At 61.0% G+C, this 6,896-nt stretch carries 6 protein-coding genes; 4 read left to right on the forward strand and 2 right to left on the reverse strand.

Annotation, left to right across the window (positions count from 1 at the left end; all coding sequences use genetic code 11):
• Both WBP53_RS17115 and WBP53_RS17120 read right to left on the reverse strand, forming a co-directional pair.
• On the reverse strand, positions 1-2,081 hold a 2,081-nt coding region (locus tag WBP53_RS17115), incomplete at its 3' end, for a hypothetical protein (RefSeq protein WP_423930960.1).
• Between the two features lie 211 nt (positions 2,082-2,292).
• Positions 2,293-2,556 carry a hypothetical protein gene (locus WBP53_RS17120; protein WP_423930961.1) on the reverse strand — a complete coding sequence of 88 codons (264 nt, stop codon included), beginning with the start codon at positions 2,554-2,556 and terminating at the stop codon, positions 2,293-2,295.
• 462 nt (positions 2,557-3,018) lie between these two features.
• Here WBP53_RS17120 and WBP53_RS17125 point away from each other — a divergent pair, with 462 nt between their 5' ends.
• The 4 genes from WBP53_RS17125 to WBP53_RS17140 all read left to right on the forward strand — a co-directional run.
• Positions 3,019-4,092, forward strand: a complete 1,074-nt coding sequence (locus tag WBP53_RS17125) for a DUF2235 domain-containing protein (RefSeq protein ID WP_423930962.1) — start codon at positions 3,019-3,021, stop codon at positions 4,090-4,092.
• On the forward strand, positions 4,089-5,273 hold the full coding sequence (locus tag WBP53_RS17130; protein WP_423930963.1) for a S1 family peptidase: 1,185 nt from the start codon (positions 4,089-4,091) through the stop codon (positions 5,271-5,273). Before WBP53_RS17125 ends, WBP53_RS17130 begins: the two co-directional genes overlap by 4 nt.
• Positions 5,251-6,183, forward strand: a complete 933-nt coding sequence (locus WBP53_RS17135; protein ID WP_423930964.1) for a carboxypeptidase regulatory-like domain-containing protein — start codon at positions 5,251-5,253, stop codon at positions 6,181-6,183. The genes WBP53_RS17130 and WBP53_RS17135 overlap by 23 nt, the downstream gene beginning before the upstream one ends.
• On the forward strand, positions 6,183-6,896 hold a 714-nt coding region (locus tag WBP53_RS17140), incomplete at its 3' end, for a hypothetical protein (protein ID WP_423930965.1). The genes WBP53_RS17135 and WBP53_RS17140, both read left to right, overlap by 1 nt.

Consider the following 6,896-nt stretch of genomic DNA (forward strand, 5'->3'; position numbering starts at 1 on the left):
CAGTCGATAGGCGCGGGGGCGAGTCCTTTGCGATGACGGTCCGCCATCTTCTCGAGCAACTGCACGAAATCCCCAGCGAACGCGTGCATGTCGAACAGGCCGCTTTCATGTCGACGTTCGGCAAGTCGCTCGTGCAGGCGGTCGCGCGTGGCGCGATCCTGACCAATGCGGATGGCCATCTCGATGAAGGCATCGTCGTCGCCGACACTGAGTTCTTCCATTCCAAGATGGTGATTGAGGCTTGCCGCCACCCGCGCTGCAAACGTGTCGCCTGCAGTGGTCAGCACAGGACAGCCGGACCACAACGCATCGGAGGCGGTGGTATGTGCGTTGTAGGTGCAGGTGTCGAGAAACAGGTCCGCGTGCCGATAGCGGGTCAGATATTCAGCGTGTGGAAGCTTGTCCATGAAGATCAGGCGCTGCGGATCGATGCCTGCTGCCCTGGCCAGGTCACCGAAACGTTCATTGCTTCTGCCGGGGCCGGAGAGCAGCCACAAGACCGAATCGGGCACGGCGCGCAGGATCGAAAACATGCGCTGCCTGCTGCGCTGATCCAGCTTGTAGCTGTTGTTGAAGCAGACATACACGGTGCCGGATTCGGGCAGGCCGCATTGCTGTCGCGAGGGAGGCTCGGCAACCACGCGGCCAGGATCGGAGGGCTGGAAGCAGCGTGAAAGCCAGGCGACCTGTTCGGAGAACTGCGTCCGCAATCCATCCGGCACTACCTGGCGATCGGCGATCAGGTAGTCGATCCAGTGCGCACCCGATGTGCCCGGGTAGGCCAGCCAGTTGACCTGGATAGGAGCGGGGCGCAGTGCGAGTGCATCGCTGATGTTGCCGCCGCCCCAGACACGAAGGTCCATGAGGATTTCAACGCCCGTTGCGGCGATGGCTTCGGCCATGGCCCGCGAAGTCGACCCGCCGATTTCGTGCCAGTGACTGGCCGCGGTCTGCAAGCGATGTTGTATGGGAGAGCCGTCCGCGGGAGCAGTCGCGAACAGGTGCGTTTCAACATTCTGCTGCTGCAATGCTTCGAAAAACGCCACCGTCAGCAGGCCGGTCGGATGATTTCCGAAACCGTTCGAAGCAAATCCGATCCGCAGGGGTTCTCCAGGCTGCGGGCGTCGATAGGGAAAATGCGAACGGCCTTTGAGTGGGTCGACCCGTACTGCCAACGCTTCGGCAAATTGCCGTGCGCAATGCAGTTGTTCCTCGGCGGTCGCAGGTTCGGCCAGGAACCCGAATGGCGTGATGTCCGAAGCCCCTTGCGCCACCGCTGCACGCAACTGGCTTGATAGCGCATCCAGGCCCTGATCGTCGCAGAGTTGTCGTTTGATGAAAACGAGTTGGGCCAGCGCACCGGTCAATGCCGGATCAAGTCCGAATGCGCGCGCGTGGGCCTGCGCGGCGTCTTCGGCCAGCTTTTGTTCGTCGGCGATCTGGCCGAGCTGGTAGGGGAAGTTGGCATCGGCCGGCGCCAGACGTTCGCCTTCACGGCAGACGCTGGCGGCCTCGTCCAGGCGGTGCTGCGCAACCAGTGATTGACCCAGCAGCAACAAGGCTTGTGGATGCGCAGTCTGCTTGAGGATCATGCGCAGGATGGTTTCGCTTGCGGAAGCATTGCCGATGGCCAGTTCGGCCGCGGCAAGATTCAACCATGCGCCCAGGTAGGCCGGTGCGGCGCGAGTTGCCTCGAAGTAGGCGTCGCGCGAACCGATTGCATCGCCCACCGCGCGTCGTGCGTTGCCAAGGCCATTCAGCACTGCCGGATGTTTGGGAGCGATCAGCATGGCTGATTCGATGACGATCAAGGCGGCTCGCGCATCGTTTCTCGCCATGAGCGCGCTGGACAGATTGCAGATCGCTTCCACCGATCGGGGGTCGAGTCGCTGCGCGGCCTCCAGTGCGGTGACAGCTTCGTCCACATGATTCATGCTGAGCAGCGCCACGCCATGCAGGCGCGCCGGTTCTGAAGCCTCGGGAAATTGCGCACGCAACTGCTGCGCTTGTTGTGCAGCGAGATCAGGGTGACCCTGGCCAATCAGCTGGGCGATCTTGTCGAGTTGCTGCTCCACGGACATCCGCACTCAGGGTAATCGCACAAGTTAGCGAAGCCGGAGGGATGTGTCACGCCTGGCGTCGTTGCAAACCCGGTTTGATGGCAATGGTGTTCGCGTTGGCCTTCCGCGGTGTAGCCTGGGAATGGCCAGGACTGTATGCCGCGCGTGCATTGCCGATTTGTGGCTGTTCCGATCGCACCTCTTGCAGATGGCAGAACATCGCATCAGCCTCTCAAGCCGTACGCACGCCCATGACGGCGATCCTGCGCAGCGCGCAATTGACCTCGATGGCACGCAACAGTTGCTGGTATTCGGTATCGGCACCGAAATCGATTTGCATGGCTACGCTATGCCAGACAGGGCGGGTGCCCTGGAATGAGGGGGACGCGGCACGAAACGGCTCAATAACGGCATCCACGGCCGCATGCGCGTGCTGCACGATTTCTTCCAGTGAGTATTTCTTCTCACGGTCGCCGAAGAGGATGGTCACATTCATTGTTCTGCTCCAGGCTCACCAACTGCAGCCAGTCTCGCTGATCATGAATGAACAGAATGGGTACGGCGGAACCGGTTGCCACTGGACATTCGCCTCCTGTTGCGCATTGGCTGGCGCCGGCTGCCCCTGTTTGGCTGATTGGTAGGGGAAACGGTCGAAATTCTGATCGGATCGAGCATGGCAGATTGCATGGCACCGCCGACCGCCTTTCCGTACGCGACATACGCTGTGCAAGGATTGTTGGGCGTGATGCCCTTGCCAGCAGGTGTGGAAAAGCATTGCCTGTTGCCGGCCCCTGCAAATGCTTGGAATAGCGGTGCGAACCTTGGTTGCCTGCCGCTTGTTTGACTTGATGCCGGGAAAAGTATATTCCAGAGGGCGCAGTTCGGTCGTTTTCGCGGATCAGCCGTTCGTCCGATTTTTCGACGGGAGTCGAGCGTTGTATCGGGGCAGGAGAAACTCATGAAACGGATCGTCGTTTGTGCCGATGGCACCTGGAATGTGCGTGACCAACTTGACGAAGAGACTGGCAAGCGTCGTCCGACCAATGTGACGAAGCTGGCGCGAGCGGTTTTGCCGCGCGGAGGCGATGGCGTCGACCAGGTGGTCTTCTACGATGAAGGCGTGGGTACCAGCGGTGGACTGGACAAGGTGACCGGTGGTGCCTTCGGTCGCGGCATCGAGCGCAATGTGCGCGATATCTATCGCTTCCTCAGCTACAACTACGAGGAGGGTGATGAAATCTACCTGTTCGGATTCAGTCGGGGTGCGTTTACCGTTCGCACGCTGGCCGGATTCATGAATCGCGTCGGCCTGCTCGACAAGGGCGATGACTATTACGTTCCCGATGTCTATGCGGCCTATGAAACCAACGAGTCGGCCGGCACGGCACGCTGGGAGCAGATCTTCCATAACGTCAAGGTCCGCCGCGAGTGCCCGCCAATCCGCATGATCGGAGTCTGGGATACGGTTGGCTCGCTTGGCGCACCCGGTTTTCTCGGGCGTGTGGTCAATCGCAGCAAGTACAAGTACCACGACATCGCCTTGAACGGTCACATCCACAACGCCTTCCACGCATTGGCCATCGACGAGCAGCGCAAGCCGTTTGCTCCCGATCTCTGGAAACGGCCAGCGGATTGGCAAGGCCAGCTCGAACAGGCCTGGTTTGCCGGCGTCCACAGCAATATTGGTGGTGGCTATACGCCCGATGGCCTCGCCAATGAAGCCCTGCACTGGATGGTCGAAAAAGCCGAAGGACTGGGCCTTAAATTCAATGCGGCATACCTGAACTTCTTCGCCCCGGTTTTCTACTCCGAATTGAAAGACTCGATGACGATGACGTATCGGGCCATGGGTCGAAACATCCGCGAAATTGGTGCGCATCACGATGCCGGAGAAGCCGTGCACCAGTCGGCGGTTGATCGAACCAGGGATGCGAACAGCAGCTATCGGCCGGAAAACCTGCAGCGCTATCTCGACAGCGGCAGGGTTCGCGTGGTCGATACGACGAGGATCGAACGCGGACGCCAGCCTTGAGCAGGATCACCTCCGATATCAGGCAACGGGTCTGGTACATCGAGGCCCGAACCTGCAGATCCGGCGATGAATTCGCGTCGGAAGATGCGGCATCGATGGGCAGTGCCGTGCTTGTCGAAATCGAACATCGCGATGAGCCGAAGAAAATTCGACGCTACCTGCTGACATGCGCGCATGTGGTGCGCCGCAAAGTCGTCGGATCGAATGACTGGGGCGGTGAGGTCTACGACGAAATACTGTGCTGGCGACCGGGCCAGGGCTACACACGCAGCTACAAGGGCAAGCGCAAGTGTGGCGACCATCCGGATATTTTCCGGGCAAGCCTGAGCGAGCTATCACCCTGTGGTGGCAAGGCGGAGGGGTTGCCCGATGAGTTGCGCGATGCGCCGCATGATTGGGTCCTGCTCGAAATCGATGACCCTGCATTCCAGAAACAGGGGCGACCGCTGCGCTGGAGTGCAATCGACGAAGACGACGATGTCTTTATCGTCGGTTATCCAGGGGGTGCGGGCCTGGCAAAACACGCAGCGGGCACCGCGATCTGGGTGAATGGCAGCATCGTGGAGAATCTCGCCACCGGACCCTTCAGCCAGGTTCGAACACCGGCGGCTGGCATGCTCAGTCTTTCCGGTGTCGATGAAACAAGGCCCGGCATGAGTGGCGGTGGCATCTTCGATGAATCCGGCGCACTGGTCGGTCTGCATCGTGCCGTCGATGACATGGCCATGCAGCGAAACGCCATTTCCGCCATTCACATCCGCGATGCGCTCGACACGCGCAGCAATGCCTGCCCAACCACGCCAGCGCGTGTCAGGCCCATATCGAGTGGCGTGCGTGGCGCAATCGTGGCAGTCGCGGTGCTCATGGTTGTCGCGGCTGGCGCCTGGTTGTTGCTTCGACCTAGCGACTGCCTGCTGCAGGTCAATGTGCGCAGCACCTCAGGTGCGATGGTCCCGCGCGTGGTCGACATCACGCGTGCGAGCGGCCGTACTGAATCGCATGTGCTCGGGTCTGACGGCTCCGCAGGCATCGGCATTTCAGGCATGTCACCGGGCGAACGCTGGCAACTCAGCCTCAGGTTCGATGACGTCGTATCGAAAAAGATCGGGTTGAGCGGCTGTCCATCGTCGCAGGGTACCCACGAACTGGAGGAGGCGCATGTCGAACTGGCTCCGCAATAGTGGCGTGTGTCTCGCCATGGCGATGCTCGTCGCCTGTGGCGACGACCCGACCCCGACGATGACCGTTATCGGCGGAAGCGTGCGCGATGAGGCAACCGAAGAGCCGGTTCGCGGTGCGGAGGTTCGGGTCATGTCTGGTGCCGAGCTTCAAGCGAGTGCACTGACCGACGAAACGGGGCGCTTCCAGCTGCAGTTCCCGGCCAATGCCGGACCCGGCTCGCAGTCGCTGGAATTGTCTGCCAGCCTGGAAGGATTTCGCTCGGCGTCACGCCCGGTCGTGGTCAACCAGGGCATGCCAAGCGAACTCAGCTACGCACTGAGCCTTATTCCCGAAGGTGTTGCCTCGTGCATCCAGAAAAGTGGACCCGCGGTGATCGTGGGGCATTTTCGCTCGGCTCCCGGTCGACCTGATCCTGATCTTTCCGCACGCATCGCCGACACCTTTCGCTACGACTTGCTCACGCAGATCCAGAAGGCCAATTTCGTTGCCACGAAGCAACCTGGCATCTTTCCGTGCGGCACGGCCAAGCCGATGACACCGGAACGCTACGGTCGCTATGCCAGGCTGCTGGGTGCCGACGCCTATGTCGGCGGTTTCGTGACCAGCCCTGATCCGATCAAGGTCAAGGTCCAGATCACGGTGGCAGATGGCTACGGTGTCATGGTTGCTCCGCTGACCGCGACCAGCTCCGATGTCGACCTCGACGATCCGACCCTGGCGCGTCTCGCGCCCGAGGCCAATGCCGCCGTACTGACCGCACTGGCCATCGGGTACAAGTTGTCGGACAAGCCGCAGGAATGCGTCGACCTGATCGCCGCGTCCGAACGCATGCTCGGCAGCTTGCCGGCGACGCTCGCCACGCTGCGCGAAGAATGCAAGGCCGCGCTGCCCAATCGAGGGCTGCTGTGATGACCCGTGCATTGATCTTCACTTTGAGCCTGTGCCTGTTCGCGATTGCACCAACGGCGCAGGCCGTCGTGGGTGTCGATGTCAACGAGGATATCGACGCCGTACTTTCCGGTAGTGCACCGCCGCTGCATCTGCCCGATGCCCGTTACCGCATTGCGGTTTTCGAGTTCGAGGATCCGGACGGTACCGGCCTCGGGAGTGCGGTTTCGACGCTGATTGCACGCGAAGTGCTGTTGCGCAGCGGGCTGCAATCGCTGGGTATCCTCAACTACTACGGCTCGCTGGAGCCGACCAGGGAGCATCCGCAAAGCTATTTCGACAAGGTGGACCTGGTGCTTCGCGCGCAGCGCGCAAGCCTGGCCATCTGGGGCGTGGTTCGCCGTGATGACAAATCCATCGTCGTCGACGTGCAGGCGCAACTGCCTGAGACGCTGGTCGAGAAGTCATACGCGTGGTCATTGAAGTTGCCTCGGGCCATGGGTGGCAAAACCCTGCAGGCGAAGATTTCTCCGGCCCGCATGCAGATTCAACAAGTTCGCCTGCCACTGGATTTCGGCACGACCCTGGTTGCGATGGCCCAATCAAGCAACATTGCCAGGACATCACCTTCCGCCTCTGCCTCGGTGGCCAAGCGCGTGCGCAGATACTCCTCGCTTTCGGTCACCGCGACGCGAGGATCGTGGTCGAAGATGGTGGTTGATGGAGCCTCCGGC

Source organism: Dokdonella sp. (assembly GCF_049593775.1).
In the GTDB taxonomy this organism is placed as follows: Bacteria; Pseudomonadota; Gammaproteobacteria; order Xanthomonadales; family Rhodanobacteraceae; genus Dokdonella.

Excerpts from the sequence above, each read along its gene's own strand:
- WBP53_RS17135 (WP_423930964.1), top strand. The coding sequence starts at position 5,251 with ATGTCGAACTGGCTCCGCAATAGTGGCGTGTGTCTCGCCATGGCGATG.
- WBP53_RS17125 (WP_423930962.1), top strand. The coding sequence starts at position 3,019 with ATGAAACGGATCGTCGTTTGTGCCGATGGCACCTGGAATGTGCGTGAC.
- WBP53_RS17120 (WP_423930961.1), bottom strand. The coding sequence starts at position 2,556 with ATGAATGTGACCATCCTCTTCGGCGACCGTGAGAAGAAATACTCACTG.